The sequence below is a fragment of the Chelatococcus reniformis genome (genome assembly GCF_014640075.1).
GTDB classification, from domain to species: domain Bacteria; phylum Pseudomonadota; class Alphaproteobacteria; order Rhizobiales; family Beijerinckiaceae; genus Camelimonas; species Camelimonas reniformis.
In genome coordinates, this window is sequence record NZ_BMGG01000007.1 from 243,139 (window position 1) to 260,564 (window position 17,426).

Genomic DNA, 17,426 nt, shown 5'->3' on the forward strand with positions numbered 1-17,426 from the left:
GGCGACATGCATCGGCGGCGCCGTGCCGACCCCTGAATCCGCTTAGGATTCAGCTTCGATATCGTCGCTTCGAGCTGGCAGCCGGCTGCCACATGGGCGGGCATGTCGCGTTCGTCTTGAACCCTGATCATAGGATGTTAGCCTAATATGCATCATACACGGTTGTTGCCGAACTCGCGCCGTGATAGCCCATCGGGAGGGGCCGATCCGACCAATGACGAGCCCGGGGAGGTCGCATGGCCGTGCTGCTTCGGGCTTCGGCGAGGGTGGTGACGCTGTCGGCGACCGGACCGTATGGGCGGGCGCAACTGGACGCGATGCGGGGCGGTGGCACCCGGGTGGTGGCCGGGGTCTCGGCCGGGCGCGGCGGCGGCGCGCTCGACGGGGTTCCGCTGTTCGATACCGTCGCCGAAGCCGTGGCTGCCACCGGTGCGGATACCGCCGTGATCTACACGCCGGCGATTGGCTGCGGCGCGGCCATCGCGGAATGCGCCGATGCCGGCATCGGGTTGGCGCTGGCCGCCGCCGAGTTCGTACCGCTGCACGATTCCCTCAAGGCCCTGGCCTATGCGCGCGAGGCCGGGATGTGGGTCGTCGGGCCCAATACGGCGGGCATGGCGACGCCGGGACAGGCGATCCTGGGATCGATCCCCCAGGGCTTCACGGCGCCCGGCCGCATCGGGCTCGTCGGCCGCAGCGGCACGCTGACGATGACCGTGGCGCGGATCATGAGCGCGCACGGCCTCGGGCAGAGCACCGTCACCCACATCGGCGGCGACATGCTGGCCGGCCGCAATCCGCACGAATGGGCGAAGCTCTACCTGGACGACCCCGACACCGACATTCTCGTCTACTGCGGTGAGATCGGCGGCGCGAAGGAATACGCGCTGCTCGATCTGATCGCCGCACGTCGCAAGCCGGTCATCGCCTTCATCGTCGGGCGCAGCGCTCCACCCGGCAAGCGCATGGGCCATGCGGGCGCCCTGGTGGGTGCCGACCGCGAGACGGCGGCGGCCAAGGCCGCGGCGCTCGCCGAGGCGGGCGCCATCGTCGCCACCTCGCCCTACGCCATCGTCGAGCGGCTGCGCGAGCTCGTGCCCGCGGCCGGCTGAAGGAGTGTGATGCATGGAGACGCTGCGCATCGGCGCCGTCCGGATCGACAACGTGGTCGAGATGGACATTGCCTTCGAGCCGGAATGGCTGTTGCATCAGGCCGGTGCGGCGGACGTGGTGGCCAACTACGAGGCGCTCGGCCCGCGCCTCGTCGACCGCGATACCGGCCAGCTGAAGCTGGTCGTGCAGTCGTATCTGCTGCGCACCCCGCAGCGCACGATCCTGATCGACACCTGCACCGGCAACCGGCGCCAGCGCCCGTCGGTGCCGTTCTTCCACATGCTGGAGACGTCGTATATCGAGCGCTTGCGCGCGACCGTGGCGCCGGAGGAGGTCGACATGGTGGTGTGCAGCCATCTGCATGTGGACCATGTGGGCTGGAACGTGCGGCAGGACGGCGCGGGCTTCGTGCCCACCTTCCCCAACGCCACTTATGTGTTCAACGAGGCGGAGTATTGCTGGTGGCGCGATGTGCATGCCCGCGGCGCCGGCACGCCGCAGGCCAAGGCGTCGTTCCTCGAATGCGTCGAGCCGCTGGTTCGGGCGGGGCGCGCGCAGCTGGTGCCGTCCGATCACGTGCTCGAGCGCGGCCCCGACCTCGAGATCCGGCTCGAAGAACTGCCCGGTCATACGCTTCACCAGGTGGGCGTCCACATCCGCTCGGGCGGGCGCCACGCCTTCTTCACCGCGGACGCGGTGCACCACGCGATCCAGTTCGCCCATCCCGGCTGGCGCTCGCGGCCGGATACCGACCCTGGTCTCGGCGAGGCGACGGTGCGCCGCCTGATCGCGACTTATGCGGACAGCGACACGATCATCCTGACCGGCCATTCACCGGCCCCGACCGCCTGCCGGCTGGTGCGGGCGGGCGCCGCCGCACGGCTCGTCTGGGCGGCCTGAGCGCTGCCACGCGTCCGGCGGCCACGCCCGCATCGGGACGGGGCAGGACGTCCGCCTCTCACGCCGCGGCTGCCCGACGCTGCCCGCGCGCAGCGCCAGCGAAACGACGAGCCGGCCCGCCCTCGTGTGGCGGGCCTCGCAATCGGTCAATGGATGGCCCAGCGCCTCGGGCATCGAAGCCGGAGGCGCTGATCGCCGGTCGCTGGCTCAGGCCCGTACCGAGCGGCCGAGCTCCTTCTCGTGCTTGGCGAAGGCCTGTTCGGAGGCGTCGGCGCGCAGCTTGAGCAGCTCCGCGTTGCGCTCGCGCATGGCCGCGTAGGTCGCCAGCCGGTTGGCGTTGGCGTTCGAGAAGTGCGGCATCACGTAGCGGGCGTAGAGCTCGTAGCACTTGCGCGTCTGGTCCCAGTCGGCCCAATCGACGTGCTGCGCCAGGAAGACGCCGAACCGGCCTTGCTTCTTGCGCAGGCGCTCGATCATCGCGATCGCATCGTCCGGCGAGCCGATGACGGCGCGTCCGGAATCGATGAGCACGTCGGCGATGTCGCGGCCGTCGCTGGGGAACGGGTTCGGCGCCACCATCTCGTAGTACTTGGCCCAGCGTTCCAAGCCGTGACGCACGTTCTCGCGTGCCTTGGCGCGGGTCTCGGCGATGTGCACCGGCGCCACCAGCCGCAGCTTCGACGGGTCCATGGCGTGGCCGTGCTGCTCGGCGGTCTCGCAGGCGATCTTCCAATTGGTGTCGAGCACGTCGAAGGCGCCGATCTGCGAGGCGGCGACGCACAGCATCGACAGCCCGAGCTTGCCGGCGGCGCGGCCGCCGGAGGGCGTGCCGGCGCTGGCGACGGCGAACTCGGGCAGGGGCTGGCTGTAGGGCAGCAGGTGCGCGCGCGCCTTCACCAGTTCGTACCACGAGCCCTTGGCGCTGACCTCCTCGCCGCGCAGCAGGCGCAGGATCACCTCCAAGGCCTCGAGCATCATGTCCCGCGTCTTGTTGGGATCGAGGCCCATCATCAGCGCGTCCATCATCAGGAGCCCCGGACCGACGCCGAACGACACGCGGCCGCGCGTCTGATGGTCGAGCTGGGCGATCCGGTTCGCCGTCATCAGGGGGTTGTGATAGGGCAGGGTGATCACGCCCGTGCCGAAGTGAATACGCTTGGTCATCTCGGCTGCGGCGGCGATGAACAGTTCGGGCGACGAGATCATCTCGTAGCCGCCGGAATGATGCTCGCCGACCCAGACTTCGTCGAAGCCGAGGTCATCCAGGATCTGGCACAGCTCGAGGTCGCGTCGCATCCAGGTGGTCGGACCTTCCTCGATCGGATGGTAGGGCGCCAGGAAAACACCGTGCTTCAGCGGGATGGTCGACATACGTTCCTCCTTGCTCCGACGCTGATGCTGCTCCGCAGGCTTCACGGTCGAGCCCGTGCGCTGCCCGGCAATCTCGGCTCGCGGGCCGGCTGCGTCGGAGCGCATAGAGCTGAACACCTAAGGTTCTGTCAATGATACAACTCGGCGCGGCAAGCGCCGACCGAGGCCAGGATACCCCATATCCGTGGCTTGTGAAAAACTAAATATAGCACTACAGTCATCGGCAGATCGCCGCCGGAGAGCGGCGGGCGGGTGGGGCAGCTCGGAGGCTTGGTTCATGATCGATTTTGGACTGCGAGACCGCGTGATCGTCGTCACCGGCGGAGCGTCCGGCATCGGCCGCGCTCACGGCCTGGCCGCGGCCAAGGCCGGCGCGCGGGTCGCCGTCATCGACGCGTCGCACGACGCCGCGCACCAGACGGCGGAGGAGATCGAACGGCTGGGCGGGCGCGCCGTGGCGGAGGTGTTCGACGTACGCGACGGAGCCGCGGCCGAGGCCGCCACGGCCCGCATCGAGGAGCAGCTGGGCCCGATCGACGGCGTCGTCGCCTCGGCCGGCACCTCCCGCCCGGCCCTCGCCACGGACATGACCGACGACGAGTGGTCTCTCGTCATCGATATCAACCTGACCGGCCTCTACAAATCGATCCGTCCGATCGGCCGGCGCATGGTCGAGCGCCGTCGCGGCGCCGTGGTGCTGATCGCGTCGATCGACGCGTTCGGCGGCCATGCCGCCCGCTCCCACTACAGCGCCTCCAAGCACGGCGTCGCCGGGCTGACCAAGTCGCTCGCCATCGAGTGGGGCCGGCACAACATCCGGGTCAACGGATTGGCGCCGGGCGTGGTCGATACGCCGCTGCTCCGGGCGAGCATGCCGGCCGAGCATATCGAGACGGCGGTGCTCGGCCGGGTGCCGCTCGGCCGGTTGTCGACCCCCGACGATCAGGCCGGCGCCGGCCTGTTCCTGCTGTCGGACGCAGCCGCCTACATCACCGGCGCCGTGCTGCCGGTCGACGGCGGCCTGACGGCGGGCTTCTTCACCAACTGGAACGGTGCCGACCTCGGCTCGCGGGCGCTGCTCGAGCGCGGCGTCTACGGCAAGCCCGCGTCGGCGGCCGGCGCCTAGAGCGTTTTCGAGCGAAGTGGACGCCGGTTCGCATGAAGAAAATGCGATAAAACAAATAGATAGAGCATTTTCGCGATTCGAAGAAACGCGGAAATGCTCTAGGGCGTTTCCCGATCAGATGGACTCATCGGAGAGAAATACTCCAGGACTTTGAATCTCAAGTCTCTGATTCTGGAGCGCATATCTCTGAGCGGATGGCGCGAATTTGCGCCGTTTGGCGCCGGTCTTCGGTCGCGATCGCACCTGAGCCGACGGCCCGGCCGAACCACTGCGCGGCGCAGCCGTCGATCGCGGCCGGCGAGGCCTCTTCGCGGCCGCCAATAACAACGAGGAACACCCAGGAGGATTTCGATGACGTCGTTCCACCGGCTGCTGCTCGGCGCGGCAGCCATAGCATCCCTCGCCGCCGCCCCCGCGGCGTCCGCCGAAGACGTCCTGCGCGTCGGCGCCATTCTTGCCATCAGCGGACCGGCTTCGAGCTACGGCGGCCCGGCGGAGAAGGGCCTGAAGCTGATCTTCGACAGCCTGGCCAAGGAGGGGCTCGCCGGCCGCAAGGTCAAGCTCTCCGTCTATGACACCGAGGGCAATTCAACGAAGGCGGTGCAGTTCTATCGACGGCTGGTCGACAATGACGAGGTCGATGTCGTCCTCGGCCCCTCGACGAGCGGCGAATCGCTGGCGGTGGTGCCCGTCGCCAACCAGCTCAAGGTGCCCAACATCACCTATGGCGGCGCCGAGCCGATCACCAAGCCGGTGACCCCCTACGTCTTCGCCCTGTCGCCGACCGATCGCCTGGTGGTCGAGAGCATTCTCGACCATCTGCGCGGCCGCGGCGCCAAGACGGCTGCCGTGATCTACTCGACCGATGGCTTCGGCCAATCCGGCGGCGGCATCGTGCAGGAGCGGGCCGCGGCCTTCGGTATCGATCTCGTCGCCGTCGAAAGCTTCAGCCCGCAGGACACCAACATGACGCCACAGCTCCTGCGCGTGCGCGAGAAAAAGCCGGATGCGGTGATCATCTGGTCCGCCAACCCGGCGCCGACCATCGTGCTGCGCAACGCCCAGGAGATCGGGCTGAAGCTGCCGTTCTATGTGAGCTACGCCAATGCGTCGCTCTCGTTCATCGCGCAGACCGGGGCCGCCGCGGAGGGCGTCTATGTCGCGGCCCTGCCCATCGTGGCGCCGGAGGTGCTGCCCGACAGCGATCCGCGCAAGGCGCCTTTGGCCAGCTTCGACAAGGCCTATCGCGAGCGCTGGGGCGTCCCGCCGGATCAGACGTCGGGCCATGCGCTCGACTCCAAGATCGTCCTCGATGCGGCCCTGAAGGCCATCGACGGCCCGGTCACGCGCGAGGCGCTGCGAGGCGCGATCGAGCGGGTGAAGATGTGCGGCGCCGATGGTTGCCGCGAGGTGACGCCCGAGGACCACCGCGGCCTCGACAAGAATGCGCTCGTGCTGATGCAGGTCAGAGACGGCCGCTTCCAAGAGGTCCGGTAGGGATGACGATGGCAGAGAATCCCGCAATGGATCCGGCCTGGCTCGGGCTCGCCGGACGTGTCTGCGTCATCACCGGGGCGGGCGGCGGAATCGGCCGCCTCCTCGCCGCGCACTTCGCGGCCGCGGGCGCGCGGGTCGTCGTGCTGGACCGGGACGAGAGGGCCTGCCGCGAAGTGGCGGCCGAGCTGCCGGCCGCGGCGGCCGCCGTGGCGCTGGCCTGCGATGTCGCCGATCCCGCGAGCGTCGCCCGGGCGGCGCAGGCCTGCCGTGCCGAGGCGGGACCGTGTGACGTCCTGGTCAACAATGCCGCGATCCTGCGCGCCGGTCCGATCGCGACGGTCTCGTTCGCCGACTGGAACGCGCTGCTGGCCGTGAACCTGACGGGCTACCTGCTCTGCGCTCAGCACTTCGGCCGCCACATGACCGAGCGCGGGCGCGGATCCATGGTGCATGTCGCGTCGATCGCCGGGCACCTCCCGCAATCCTTCAGCGGCGCCTACAGCGTCAGCAAGGCCGGCGTGATGATGCTGTCGCAGCAGCTGGCGGTGGAGCTCGGCGAGCACGGCGTGCGCAGTAACGTCGTCAGCCCGGCGATGATCCGCACGCCGCTGAGCGAGCCCTTCTACCGGGATGCCGAACTCCTGGCCCGTCGTACGGCCATGGTGCCGCTGCGGCGCATCGGCACCCCCGCCGACATCGCCGCCGCGGCGCTGTTCCTGGCCAGCGACCAGGCCGCCTATGTCAGCGGCCAGGAACTGCTCGTCGATGGCGCCGTCGGCCGGTCATGGCTCGGCCTGATCCCGCGGCCGGGGTTCGACCGCCAGGACCACGTCCGCACCTGAGCGGCAGGCTCTTCAGCGTAGCGGCTGATCCGACCGGCGTCGCGGCGGTTGGAGCCCACCCCCCACCAGTCCCTTCCGCTTCGTTGCGCTCTGCACGGGACGGCCTCCCCACAAGGGGGAGGCCGTTCGGCAGGCCGCCTCGCCAACTCTCTAACGGTTGCAAAGCGAGCCTCTTCCCTCCGCCTTGTGGGGAGGGATTCAGGGGGGGTGGTTCCGCTTTGTGACGCGCTTTCAGAACAATCGCTGACGCCGAAGGCCCAGTCGTCCTATCGCGTCGGCTGGCGGGCCCAGAGCGATTGGGCGGTGGCGATCAGAGCGCTGCCGTCGTCGGCGCGGATCGCCGCGTCGATGAAGGCGATGCGCCCGCCGATGCGGCTGACGCTGGCGGTGGCCCGCAGCTCGGACCGGACGGCGCGCAGATAGCGGATTGACAGGCTCGCCATGTGCATGTCGCCGCGTCCCTCGTCGGCGAGCCGGGCATGGCAGGCGGTGGCGAGCAGGGCGCCGACGGCGCCGCCGTGCACCGCCGGGTTGTCGTTGCCACCCAGCAGATGCGGTGTCGGCGCCACCACCCAGGCGTCGCCGTCCCGGCGGGCGCCCAGCAGGGCGCCGTAGGAGCCGTCCGGCCAGGCGTCGGCCTGGCGGGTGCGCTCCCGGGCCTCGCCCATGACCGCCGAGGCGGACTGGCCCGGGTAGGCGCCGGCGTGAAACCAGGCCGTCGACGTGGCGACGAGCCCGGCCGCCGGGCTCGTGGCGGTGCCGTGAACGAGGACGATGTCGTTGAAGGCACCCTCGCAGCGCGTCGCGCCGACGATGTCACCCGGCGGCACGGGCTGGACGAAGTCGATGTGCAGGCACACGGTCGACATGCCCATCTCGGGCGCGATGGTCGAGGCGACGGCATAGCCCGAGAGGTCGTCGAGCAGCCCGATGAGCGCCCGCTGGTCGATCCGCGCGCCGTCCGCGTCGGCGCCGATGCGGGCATGCAGTGGCAGGCGCAGCTCCGCCCGTCCGTCGCCCCAAGAGCCGAACTCCAGCCCAAGGGCGCGGGCATAGGCCGCCGACCGCATGATCTTCAGCTTGTCCTCGTGCGTCATGCCTTCAGTGCTCCGCCCCCAGATGCCGGCCGCCGCGGCCACGCCGCGCCGCCAGCCTCATGTCACGATGGCCCGTTGATAGGGCCGCGCCCGCTCCGCCTCCACCCCCAGCGCCTTGGCGGCGCGCAGCGGCCAGGCCGGATCGGCGAGGATGGCACGTCCCACCAGCACGAGGTCGGCCGCACCGCCCGAGATCAGCGCATTGGCCAGCTCCGGACCCTGGATCAGCCCGACGGCGCCGGTCGCGATGCCGGCTTCGGCGCGGATGCGTCGGGCGAAATCCGCCTGATAGCCGGGGTAGAGGGGCGGCAGCCTCTGGTGCGGGCTGCCGCCGCCGCTCGAGCAATCGATCAGGTCGACGTCGCCGCGGGTTGCGAGGGCGCGGGCGAGCTCGACTGAATCGGCGAGCATCACGCCGCCTTCCACGTAGTCCGTGCAGGAGAGGCGCACGAACAGCGGCAGCTCCGCTGGCCACTCGGCCCGGACGGCGTCCAGCACCTCCATCAGCGCCCGCCAGCGGTGCGCGCGCGAGCCGCCGTAGGCATCGGCGCGCTTGTTGGAGAGGGGTGAGATGAAGGAATGCAGGAGATAGCCGTGCGCGGCGTGCACCTCCAGCACCTTGAAGCCGGCTTCGCGGGCAAGGCGCGCCGTCGTCGCGAACTGGTCGACCACCTGGCGGATCTCGTCCGCCGACAGGGGGTGCGGCGGGCAACCGTCTTCGTCGTAGGGCAGCGCGCTCGGAGCCACGGGCTGCCAGCCGCCCCGGTCCACCGGGATCGGCGGGCCCTCGCGGCGGATCGGCCCGCTGCCGAGCCACGGGATCTCGCAGCTGGCCTTGCGCCCCGCATGGGCGACCTGGATGGCCGGCACGGCGCCGCAGCGCGTGATGAGGTGGGCGATGCGGCCCAGCAGCGCCTGCTGCGCGCAATTCCAGAGGCCGAGGCAACCGTGGGTGATGCGACCGACCGCCGAGACGTGCGTCGCCTCCACGAAGACGATGCCGGCGCCGCCGGCCGCCCGCGCGCCCAGATGCTGCACGTGCCAGTCGTCGCCGACGCCATCCCGGGCCGAATACTGGCACATGGGCGACACCGCGATCCGGTTCTTGGCCAACACCGAGCGCAGTTGCAGGGGCTGGAACAGCAGCGGGATATCCGTCATGTCTCTCCTGTTACGGCGTGCGCCGCGGCTGGAGCGGTCCAACGCGGGCAATGGGCTGGCGTCGCGACGGCAGTCCCGATCAGTTCACCTGGCGTTCGTAACCCGCCCAGTAGGGCTCGCGCAGCAGCCGCTTCAGGATCTTGCCGGAGGGGTTGCGCGGCAGCGCGTCGACGAAATCGACCGACTTGGGGCACTTGAAGCCGGCGATGCGGGCGCGCGCGAAATCGATGATGGCATCGGCGCTGGTGTCGGCGCCAGGGGCCAGCACCACCACCGCCTTCACCGCCTCTCCCCAGCGCGCGTCGGGAACGCCGATCACCGCAACGTCGGCCACGGCGGGATGGCCGAAGATCGCGCTCTCCACCTCGGCCGGATAGACGTTCTCGCCACCCGAGACGATCATGTCCTTCACGCGGTCGTAGACGTAGAGATAGCCGTCCTCGTCGGCATAGCCGGCGTCACCCGTGTGCAGCCAGCCGGCCCGGATCGTATGGGCGGTGGCGTCGGGCTGGCGCCAGTAGCCCTTGGTGACGCATGGCCCGCGAACGATGATCTCGCCGACCTGGCCGGGCGCGACTTCAGCGCCGTTGGCGTCGACGATCTGCACCGCGAGCCCCGGCACCGCGCGGCCGACCGAGCGCAGCCGGGTCAGGTTGTCCAGGTCGTGCTCCTCGGGCTTCAGCACGGTCGCCAACGAGGTGCTCTCGGTCATTCCGTACATGTGCACGAAGCCGCATTTGAACACGTCGATGGCTTGCCGCAGCAGGTCGAAGGGGATGGGCGAGCCGCCGTAGGTGATGGTGTGCAGCGGGCCGAAGTCGGTGGCCGGGCAGTCGGGATGCTGCAGGCAGAGCAGCAGCACCGAGGGCACGAAGCCGGCGCGCGTGATGGGATGGCGCCGGAAGGCTTCGAGGATCAGGTCGGCGCTGGTCTCGCGCAGGATGACGTTGCAGCCGCCGTGATAGAAGGCGTTGGTGCCGAAGTGGGCGCCGCCGACGTGGAAGAGGGGCAGCGGGATCAGCACCACCTCCTCGGGCCCCCACGGCCCCAGCGCTCCGGACAGGCCGGCGGCGAGCGCGCTGACGACGTTGCCGTTGGTGAGCTCCACGCCCTTCGGAAGGCCGGTGGTGCCTGACGTGTAGAGCTGCATCACCGTCATGTCGGCGTCGTGGGCGAGGCCGGGGTCGGCGTGGGGCTGCCCCGCCTGCCAGGCGTCGAACTCCACATGCCGCGTGCCGTCCGCGCCGACGGCGAGGATCAGCTCGAGCCCGGTCAGCTCGGTGCCGATCTCGTCCAGCAGCGGCAGGTATTCGGCGCCGATGACGAGCGCCTTGGCCTGCGAATGGTTGATGATGAAGGCGATCTCGGGCGGTGCCAGGCGCCAGTTCACGGGGACGATGACGTTGTTCGCCTTCGCTGCGCCGAAGTAGACGTCGTAGAAGCGGTCGCTGTTCTTGGCGAGGACGGCGATGCGCGCCTGGTCGCGGATACCGGCCGCCAGCAGGCCGTTGGCCACCTGGTTGGTGCGCCGATCCAGCGCCGCATAGCTGGTCACCCGCTCCTCGAAGACCATCGCCGGCCTGTCGGGCGTGGCCCGCGCATGCACGCGCGCCAGGTCGCCGACCGCCACGGCAAGGCGCGCGGTAGCTCCCGCGCCGCTGTTGACGTCGTTCACCGTCATGTCCTCCCAAGACGAACGCCACGGACCCGCTATGCGCGCGCGCATGTCGTGGCCAAACACCTGCTTAGATGAACCGTTCACCGGCAACGATCGCGTGTATGCCGGTGGGAAGTGCTCTAGATACAAGGACTTGGAGCGTTCGCATCCGATCGGTTGAGTCGACCTGATCGGGAAATGCTCTAGATGATCTCGAAGACGTCGTAGACGGGGCCGACCGGTGGCCGGCTGCCGACCCCGACGGCAATGACGTCGTTCAGCCAGATGAGGCGCGGGGAGGCCGTCTCGAACTGCACGGCGGTGCGGAAGTACATGTCTTCGGCGGCGACCGGCTCTCCCCGCGCCAGCCGCCGGGCGACCTCGGGCGAGGTGGTGCGCCGGCCCGTATAGGTCATGTAGATGATCTCGCCCTGGTCGGTCTCCAGCATGCACCGCACGTCGAGATGCAGCGCCCCGTCCGGCCGCTGGATCAGCCAATCGCCGCCGCCCGGGAGAACCCGGCCGCGCAACCGCTCGCCGCAGAAGCTGCCGCCCGTCAGGATGCCGGCGCGCCGGTGAAAGCCCATGGGCACCGCGCCGACCACCTGCGGCGTCGTTTCCATGCGGGCAGTGAACAGGTGGCGGCTGGCGAGGGTGCTCATCTCGCCCCGGCCTCCGTCGCGCGGCTGCGTCACGCCGCGATCGCCGAGAGGCGTCGCTTGGCGTCGGCGAACTCGTGCCTCAGGCGCTCGACCAGCTCGGCGACGGGCGGCGCATCGTCGATGGCGCCGATGCCTTGGCCGCAGGCCCAGATGTCCTTCCAGAGCTTCGCCTCCGGGCTGTCGCCGGAGCTGAAGTCCATGGTCTCGCGCTTGCCCGGCGGCAGGTCGAACGGATCGAGGCCGGCCTGGCTGATGCTGCCGGCCAGGTAGTTGCCGTGCACGCCGCTGAAGAAAGCCGAGTAGACCACGTCGCTGCACGTGGAATTGATCAGCATCTGCTTGTATTCGGGCTTGGCGTTGGCCTCGGCCGTGGCGATGAAGCGCGTGCCCATGTAGCCCATGTCGGCGCCCATCGCGAGCGCCGCCAGCAGCGAGGCACCGTCGGCGATCGCCCCGGAGAGGGCGATCGTGCCGGTGTAGAAGGTGCGTAGCTCGCGCACCAATGCGAAGGGGCTCAGCGTGCCGGCGTGGCCGCCGGCGCCGGCACAGACGGTGATCAGGCCGTCGACCCCATCCTCGATGGCCTTCCTGGCGTGGCGGATGTTGATGACGTCATGCAGGACGATGCCGCCGTAGGCGTGCACCGCCTCCACCACCTGACGCGGCGCCCTGAGCGAGGTGATGATGATCGGCACCTCGTGCTTCAGGCACACCTCTACGTCGGCCATCAGACGCACGTTGGACTTGTGGGCGATCTGGTTGACCGCGAAGGGCGCCACGGGCTTGCCCGGGTTGGCCGCGGCATAGGCTGCGAGCTCCTCCTTGATGCGGCGGATCCAGACGTCGAGCTGGTCGGCCGGGCGGGCGTTCAAGGCGGGGAAGGAGCCCACGATGCCGGCCTTGCATTGGGCGATGACGAGCTCCGGGCCCGACACGATGAACAGCGGTGAGGCGATGAGCGGCAAGCTCAGCCGGCCCTCGAGAAGCTTTGGAAGCGCCATCGTCACGTCTCTCCTGTGCCCCGGGACCGGCGTCCGGGCCGCTTGCGCTGCATCTGGCGGGCTGGACGACGGGATCGCCCGGCGCCGGCCAGGACGATGCGAGGCGGCGCGGCCTGGCCCGTGGGGCCACGTCCGGCTGCTTCCCCTCCGCGTTTCGCTCCTCGGTGATCTCACGGCGCCGGGGCGGCGGGCCTCGCCGACGCCCCGTTCCGGCGCTGTCAAGAAAACGGTATGAAAGGGCGGTAGACGTGTCAATAGAACTTCTCGACCATCATGACGGCTCGTGTGGCCGCTGCGGCGGTCAGGACGTCGTCAGCCTGACCAGGGTCTTGCCGAGGTTGCCGCCTTGCAGCATGCGGATGAAGGCGGCCGGGGCCTGCTCGAGCCCCTCGACGATCTGCTCGCGGCCCTTGATGCGGCCCTCGCGATACCAGCGGCTCATGTCGGCGACGGCGGCGGCGTGTCGCTCCTCGTGGTCGCGCAGCAGGAAGCCGCGCACACTCAGGCGCTTGGTGAGGAGGGAAAACCAGCCGGGGCCGGCCGCCGGCGCCGTGGCGCCGTACTCGGAAATCTGGCCGCACACCACCACGCGCCCGAAGTCGTTCATCAGCGGCCAAACGGTGTCGCGCACCGCGCCGCCGACATTGTCGAAGTAGAGGTCGATGCCGGCGTGGCAGGCGTCGGCCAGTTGCCTGGCGAAGTCGGCGGCGTGGTAGTCGACGCTGGCATCGAGGCCGAGCTCCTGCGTCACGTAGCGGCATTTGGCGCTGCCGCCGGCGATGCCGACCACCCGGCAGCCCTTGATCCTGGCGATCTGCCCGACCGCCGAGCCCACGGCCCCGGCCGCCGCGGACACCACCACCGTGTCGGTGGCCCGCGGGCCGCCGACATCGAGCAGGCCGACATAGGCGGTCAATCCCGAGACGCCGAGGGCGCCGAGCCAGACGCGCTCGGGGGCGATCGCGGCGTCGATCCGGCTCGCGCGCGCACCGTCGGATACCGAATACTCCTGCCACCCGGCGTCGGTGGAGACGACCAGGTCCCCCTCCTGGAACTGTGGATGACGGGAGGCGCCTACGCGCCCCACCGCCTGGCCGTAGATGACGCCGCCGATCGGCAGCGGCGGCGCATAGGAGCGGGCGGCGCCCATGCGGATGCGTGCGGCTGGCGCCAGGCCGAGATAATGATGGGCGAGCAGGAACTGCCCGGGGCCCGGCACGGGCATGTCGCCGGAGACCAGTGCGAAGTTGTCGAGGGCAGGCAGCCCCTCGGGCCGGCTGGCGAGGACGATCTGTCGGTTCATGGCAGAGGCCGTGGTTGCGCACGCGGCGGACGGGAGCGGTGCGTCTCCCGCGCGGCGGCAAGGATTAAACCTAAAAAAGGTACAACAATGTTATTGTCGAAACCAGCTGTCGTGCCGGCGATCCGGCGAAGGCTGCAAGAACGCCGGCGTATCGATGCGATATGGGTCGCTCCTGCATCCCGCGCCCCTGCTTAGAGTAGCACGCGCTTTTGATGCGGCGCGTTGCCCGGGCCCAATCGCCCCCCTCCGAGGATGTAAGCCCTTCGGCAGCGTTCAGCCACGGGCGCTCGATGTCCGCTTGTCAGAGACAATCGTAGCTGATAGTCGCATTAATAGGCCTACTCTACTGACAACGCGCCTTCGCGCCGGACGCTTCGACGCGTTCGGCACTTCGGCCGGCGGGGGCAGGGAGTCCGCCCGGCGGGGAAAGGACAGCCATCATGATTGCATTCGACAGTCCCGCGGTGCTGGCAAGCCGGGTGGGGGAGGCCCTCGGTCCCGGCGATTGGACCACCGTCACCCAGGAGATGATCGACCGCTTCGCCGACGCCACGGGCGACCGCCAGTGGATCCATGTGGATGTCGAGCGCGCCCGGCGCGAAGCACCGGACGGCAAGACCATCGCGCACGGCTATCTGCTGCTGTCACTGCTGGGCGTGCTGCAGCCGACCATCTACACCGTCAAGGCCTCACGGATCCTGAACTATGGCATCAACCGGCTGCGCTTTCTGGCGCCGGTGCCGTCGGGCGCGCGCGTCCGCCTGAGCGAGACCGTCAAGGCGGCCGAGCCGGTCTCCGGCGGGCTCCGCATCGCCACCGAAGCGACGATCGAGCTGGAGGGCGCGCCCAAGCCGGCGCTGATCGCCGAGATCGTCTTCCTCTACTTCGACTGAGCCGCCGTGGCGGGCCGGCGCGGCCCAGCCACGCCGATCCGGAGACCATCGCGTGACCATCAACGGCAAAGCCTACATCGCGGGTGCCTACGAACATCCGACCCGGAAAGCGCCCGACAAGACCACGGCGGAGCTGCACGCGGAGGTCGCCAGGGGTGCCCTCGACGACGCGGGCCTGAGCGTCGCGGATGTCGACGGCTTCTTCTGCTCCGGCGACTCGCCCGGGCTCGGCCCGCTCAACATGGCCGAGTACCTCGGTCTGCGAGCCCGCCATGTCGATTCGACCAACACCGGCGGCTCCTCCTACATCGTTGCGGTCGACCACGCGGCGCAGGCCATCGCGGCCGGCAAATGCAAGGTGGCGCTCATCACGCTGGCGGGCCGGCCGCGCAGCGAACCGCAGTCGCCGGCCGAGATCGCCTATCTGAGCGATCCCGGCGTGCCGGACGTGCCCTACGAGACGCCGTTCCGGGCCACCATCGTCAACCTCTACGGCATGGTGGCGCAGCGCCACATGCACGCCTTCGGCACCACCAGCGAGCAACTGGCGTGGATCAAGGTCGCCGCCTCCCACCACGCCCAGCACAATCCTCATGCGCTGTTGCGCGAGGTGGTGAGCGTCGCCGACGTGGTCGGCTCGCCGATCATCGCCGATCCGCTGCATCGCCTCGATTGTTGCGTGGTCACCGACGGTGGCGGCGCGCTGGTGGTGGTGGCGCCGGAGATCGCGCGCAGCCTGAAGCGGCCGCTGGTCAAGGTCCGGGGCGCGGCGGCGGCGGTGAAGCACTCCGACGGCGGCAAGGTCGACCTCGCCTATTCCGGCACCGCATGGTCCGGGCGCGCCGCCTTCGCCGAGGCGGCCGTCACCCCGAGGGACATCAAGTATGTCTCGATCTACGACAGCTTCACCATCACGGTGCTGATGCAGCTGGAGGACTTGGGTTTCTGCGAGCGCGGCACGGGGGGACGCTTCGTCAGCGACGGCAATCTGATCGCCGGCGTCGGCAAGCTGCCGTTCAACACCGACGGCGGCGGCCTGTGCAGCAACCATCCGGCCAACCGCGGCGGCATGACCAAGGTGATCGAAGCCGTCCGTCAGCTGCGCGGCGAAGCCCATCCGGCCGTGCAGGTGGCCAACTGCGACCTCGCGCTCGCCAACGGTACCGGCGGCTACCTGGCCGGGCGTCACGGCAGCGCAACGCTCATCCTGGAAAGGGTCTGATCATGGATGCGGTCCGTCCGGAGGCCCAGGCGGCGCCCTACTGGCGCTCGACCGGCGGCAAGCTGCTGTTGAAGCGCTGCAAGGCGTGCGGCGAGCTTCATCATTATCCGCGTCCCCACTGTCCCTTCTGCTTCAGTGCCGAGACGGAGTGGGTGGAGGCGGCAGGCCAGGGCACGATCTACTCCTACAGCGTGACGCGCCGCGGCGCGGAGCCCTACGCCATCGCCTTCGTCACCCTGGCGGAGGGGCCGACGCTGCTGACCAACATCGTCGATACGCCGCTGGACACTATCGCCATTGGCCAGCCTGTCGACGTCGTCTTCCGGGACGTGGACGGCGTCGCCGTGCCGATGTTCCGGCGCGTGCCGCCGGGCTGAGGACGCCGCGACCGCAGCCCGGCGGCACGCGCCGCATCGTCACTCGGCCGCCGGCCCTCCGGCCGGTGCGCAGTCCGCCTCGCGCGGCGGGGCGGGCGGCCGGGGTCGCAACCGCGCCGGGCGCATGGCGTGCGCCCGCGCCGTCTCGCGAGGAGCTGCCCCGATTCGGGCTCGACTCATAAAACCGGCTAGTCAGATTATTTATTAAGAAGACCTATTGACCGGATATCAGGCCTCATGATTGTCTCGGGGCCGCAAAGCTGCGGGCCGAGGCCGCTGTCCGATCGCCCGAGACAACCGCAGCGCCAGGGAGGCGGGTGACCAGGGATGTCGCAAGTCATCCAGATCTTCATGAGCGGCTTGGCCGAAGGCTGCATCTACGCGCTCGTCGCGCTCGGCTTCGTGCTGATCTACAAGGCGACCGAGATGGTGAACTTCGCGCAGGGCGATCTCATGATGCTCGGCGCGTTCGTCGGTTACTTCCTGATCGTCGGCCTCGGCGCCAACTATTGGATCGCCCTCGTCGGTGCCGTGGTGATCATGGCCGTGTTCAGCTACGCGCTCGACGTCTTCGTCCTGCGGCGCGTGATCGGCCAGCCCCAGTTCGCCGTGGTCATGCTCACGATCGGCCTCGGCTTCGTGTTCCGTGCCGCCGCGTCGATGATCTGGGGCGCCAATCCGCTCGCCTTCGTCACCCCCTTCACCGACGGCACCACCAGCATCGGCGGGGCGCCGATACCCGACGTAAGCCTGTCGATCGTCGCCGGCACCGCCGTCCTGTGCGGGCTGCTGTTCGCCCTGTTCCAGTACACGCCGGTCGGCGTCGCCATGCAGGCCGCCTCCCAGAACCAGCTGGCCGCCTACTACATGGGGATCCCCGTCAAGCGCATCTTCGCGCTGATCTGGGCCATCTCGGGCGGCGTCGCGGCGGTGGCCGGCATCCTGCTCGCGCCACTGACGCTGATCGACACCTCGATCGGCTTCCTCGGCCTCAAGGCCTTCGCCGCCGCCGTCCTCGGCGGGTTCGGCTCGATCCCGGGCGCGCTCGCCGGCGGCATCGCCATCGGCCTGATCGAGCAGTTCTCCGGCGTCTACCTGATGGACGGCTTCAAGGACATCGCCGCCTACGTGGTTCTGCTGCTCGTCCTGTTCGTCAGGCCGCAGGGGCTCTTCGGGGCCGCGGCCAGGAAGCGCGTGTAACGCC

The 17,426-nt window shown here is 69.5% G+C and carries 16 protein-coding genes; 9 read left to right on the plus strand and 7 right to left on the minus strand.

The genetic code is table 11. The annotated features are described in order from the left end of the window. Positions 1 to 236 precede the first annotated feature (236 nt). Positions 237 to 1,112 (plus strand): succinate--CoA ligase subunit alpha, encoded by an 876-nt coding sequence (locus IEW34_RS19925; RefSeq protein ID WP_188610970.1) that lies wholly within the window; start codon positions 237 to 239, stop codon positions 1,110 to 1,112. Positions 1,113 to 1,125: 13 nt separating this feature from the next. Then, positions 1,126 to 2,013: an MBL fold metallo-hydrolase gene (locus IEW34_RS19930; protein WP_188610971.1), complete on the plus strand. Its 888-nt coding sequence runs from the start codon at positions 1,126 to 1,128 to the stop codon at positions 2,011 to 2,013. Between the two features lie 207 nt (positions 2,014 to 2,220). Here IEW34_RS19930 and IEW34_RS19935 read toward each other — a convergent pair whose 3' ends face one another. Further along, complete coding sequence (locus IEW34_RS19935; RefSeq protein WP_244642102.1) at positions 2,221 to 3,384, minus strand: LLM class flavin-dependent oxidoreductase; 1,164 nt, start codon at positions 3,382 to 3,384, stop codon at positions 2,221 to 2,223. Between the two features lie 277 nt (positions 3,385 to 3,661). On the opposite strand from IEW34_RS19935, the gene IEW34_RS19940 reads away from it, so the two are divergent. From IEW34_RS19940 to IEW34_RS19950, 3 genes are all read left to right on the plus strand, one after another. Beyond that, positions 3,662 to 4,510, plus strand: coding sequence for an SDR family NAD(P)-dependent oxidoreductase (locus IEW34_RS19940; RefSeq protein ID WP_188610972.1), 849 nt, complete (start codon positions 3,662 to 3,664; stop codon positions 4,508 to 4,510). 351 nt (positions 4,511 to 4,861) lie between these two features. Then, positions 4,862 to 6,007 carry an ABC transporter substrate-binding protein gene (locus tag IEW34_RS19945; protein WP_188610973.1) on the plus strand — a complete coding sequence of 382 codons (1,146 nt, stop codon included), beginning with the start codon at positions 4,862 to 4,864 and terminating at the stop codon, positions 6,005 to 6,007. An 8-nt stretch (positions 6,008 to 6,015) separates the two neighbouring features. Next, positions 6,016 to 6,849, plus strand: a complete 834-nt coding sequence (locus tag IEW34_RS19950) for an SDR family NAD(P)-dependent oxidoreductase (RefSeq protein ID WP_188610974.1) — start codon at positions 6,016 to 6,018, stop codon at positions 6,847 to 6,849. A 266-nt stretch (positions 6,850 to 7,115) separates the two neighbouring features. On the opposite strand, the gene IEW34_RS19955 is transcribed toward IEW34_RS19950, so the two are convergent. The 6 genes from IEW34_RS19955 to IEW34_RS19980 form a co-directional block, all read right to left on the minus strand. Continuing rightward, positions 7,116 to 7,946, minus strand: coding sequence for a PaaI family thioesterase (locus tag IEW34_RS19955; RefSeq protein WP_188610975.1), 831 nt, complete (start codon positions 7,944 to 7,946; stop codon positions 7,116 to 7,118). A 57-nt stretch (positions 7,947 to 8,003) separates the two neighbouring features. Beyond that, complete coding sequence (locus IEW34_RS19960; protein WP_188610976.1) at positions 8,004 to 9,107, minus strand: NADH:flavin oxidoreductase/NADH oxidase; 1,104 nt, start codon at positions 9,105 to 9,107, stop codon at positions 8,004 to 8,006. Positions 9,108 to 9,186: 79 nt separating this feature from the next. Continuing rightward, complete coding sequence (locus tag IEW34_RS19965) at positions 9,187 to 10,788, minus strand: fatty acid--CoA ligase (protein WP_188610977.1); 1,602 nt, start codon at positions 10,786 to 10,788, stop codon at positions 9,187 to 9,189. A gap of 179 nt (positions 10,789 to 10,967) precedes the next feature. Continuing rightward, positions 10,968 to 11,426, minus strand: coding sequence for a DUF3237 domain-containing protein (locus IEW34_RS19970; RefSeq protein WP_188610978.1), 459 nt, complete (start codon positions 11,424 to 11,426; stop codon positions 10,968 to 10,970). Positions 11,427 to 11,455: 29 nt separating this feature from the next. Further along, positions 11,456 to 12,427, minus strand: coding sequence for an NAD(P)H-dependent flavin oxidoreductase (locus tag IEW34_RS19975; protein ID WP_188610979.1), 972 nt, complete (start codon positions 12,425 to 12,427; stop codon positions 11,456 to 11,458). Positions 12,428 to 12,728: 301 nt separating this feature from the next. Continuing rightward, entirely contained in the window at positions 12,729 to 13,730 is a 1,002-nt protein-coding gene (locus IEW34_RS19980) for an NADP-dependent oxidoreductase (protein ID WP_188610980.1), read from the minus strand. Between the two features lie 440 nt (positions 13,731 to 14,170). Between IEW34_RS19980 and IEW34_RS19985 the strand changes: the two genes are divergently transcribed. From IEW34_RS19985 to IEW34_RS20000, 4 genes are all read left to right on the plus strand, one after another. Next, on the plus strand, positions 14,171 to 14,623 hold the full coding sequence (locus tag IEW34_RS19985) for a MaoC family dehydratase (protein ID WP_188610981.1): 453 nt from the start codon (positions 14,171 to 14,173) through the stop codon (positions 14,621 to 14,623). 52 nt (positions 14,624 to 14,675) lie between these two features. Beyond that, a complete protein-coding gene (locus IEW34_RS19990; protein WP_188610982.1) occupies positions 14,676 to 15,845 on the plus strand; it encodes a thiolase family protein in 1,170 nt (389 codons plus the stop codon). A 2-nt stretch (positions 15,846 to 15,847) separates the two neighbouring features. Next, positions 15,848 to 16,222 carry a Zn-ribbon domain-containing OB-fold protein gene (locus IEW34_RS19995; protein WP_188610983.1) on the plus strand — a complete coding sequence of 125 codons (375 nt, stop codon included), beginning with the start codon at positions 15,848 to 15,850 and terminating at the stop codon, positions 16,220 to 16,222. A gap of 327 nt (positions 16,223 to 16,549) precedes the next feature. Then, on the plus strand, positions 16,550 to 17,422 hold the full coding sequence (locus tag IEW34_RS20000) for a branched-chain amino acid ABC transporter permease (RefSeq protein ID WP_188610984.1): 873 nt from the start codon (positions 16,550 to 16,552) through the stop codon (positions 17,420 to 17,422). Positions 17,423 to 17,426: the final 4 nt, after the last annotated feature.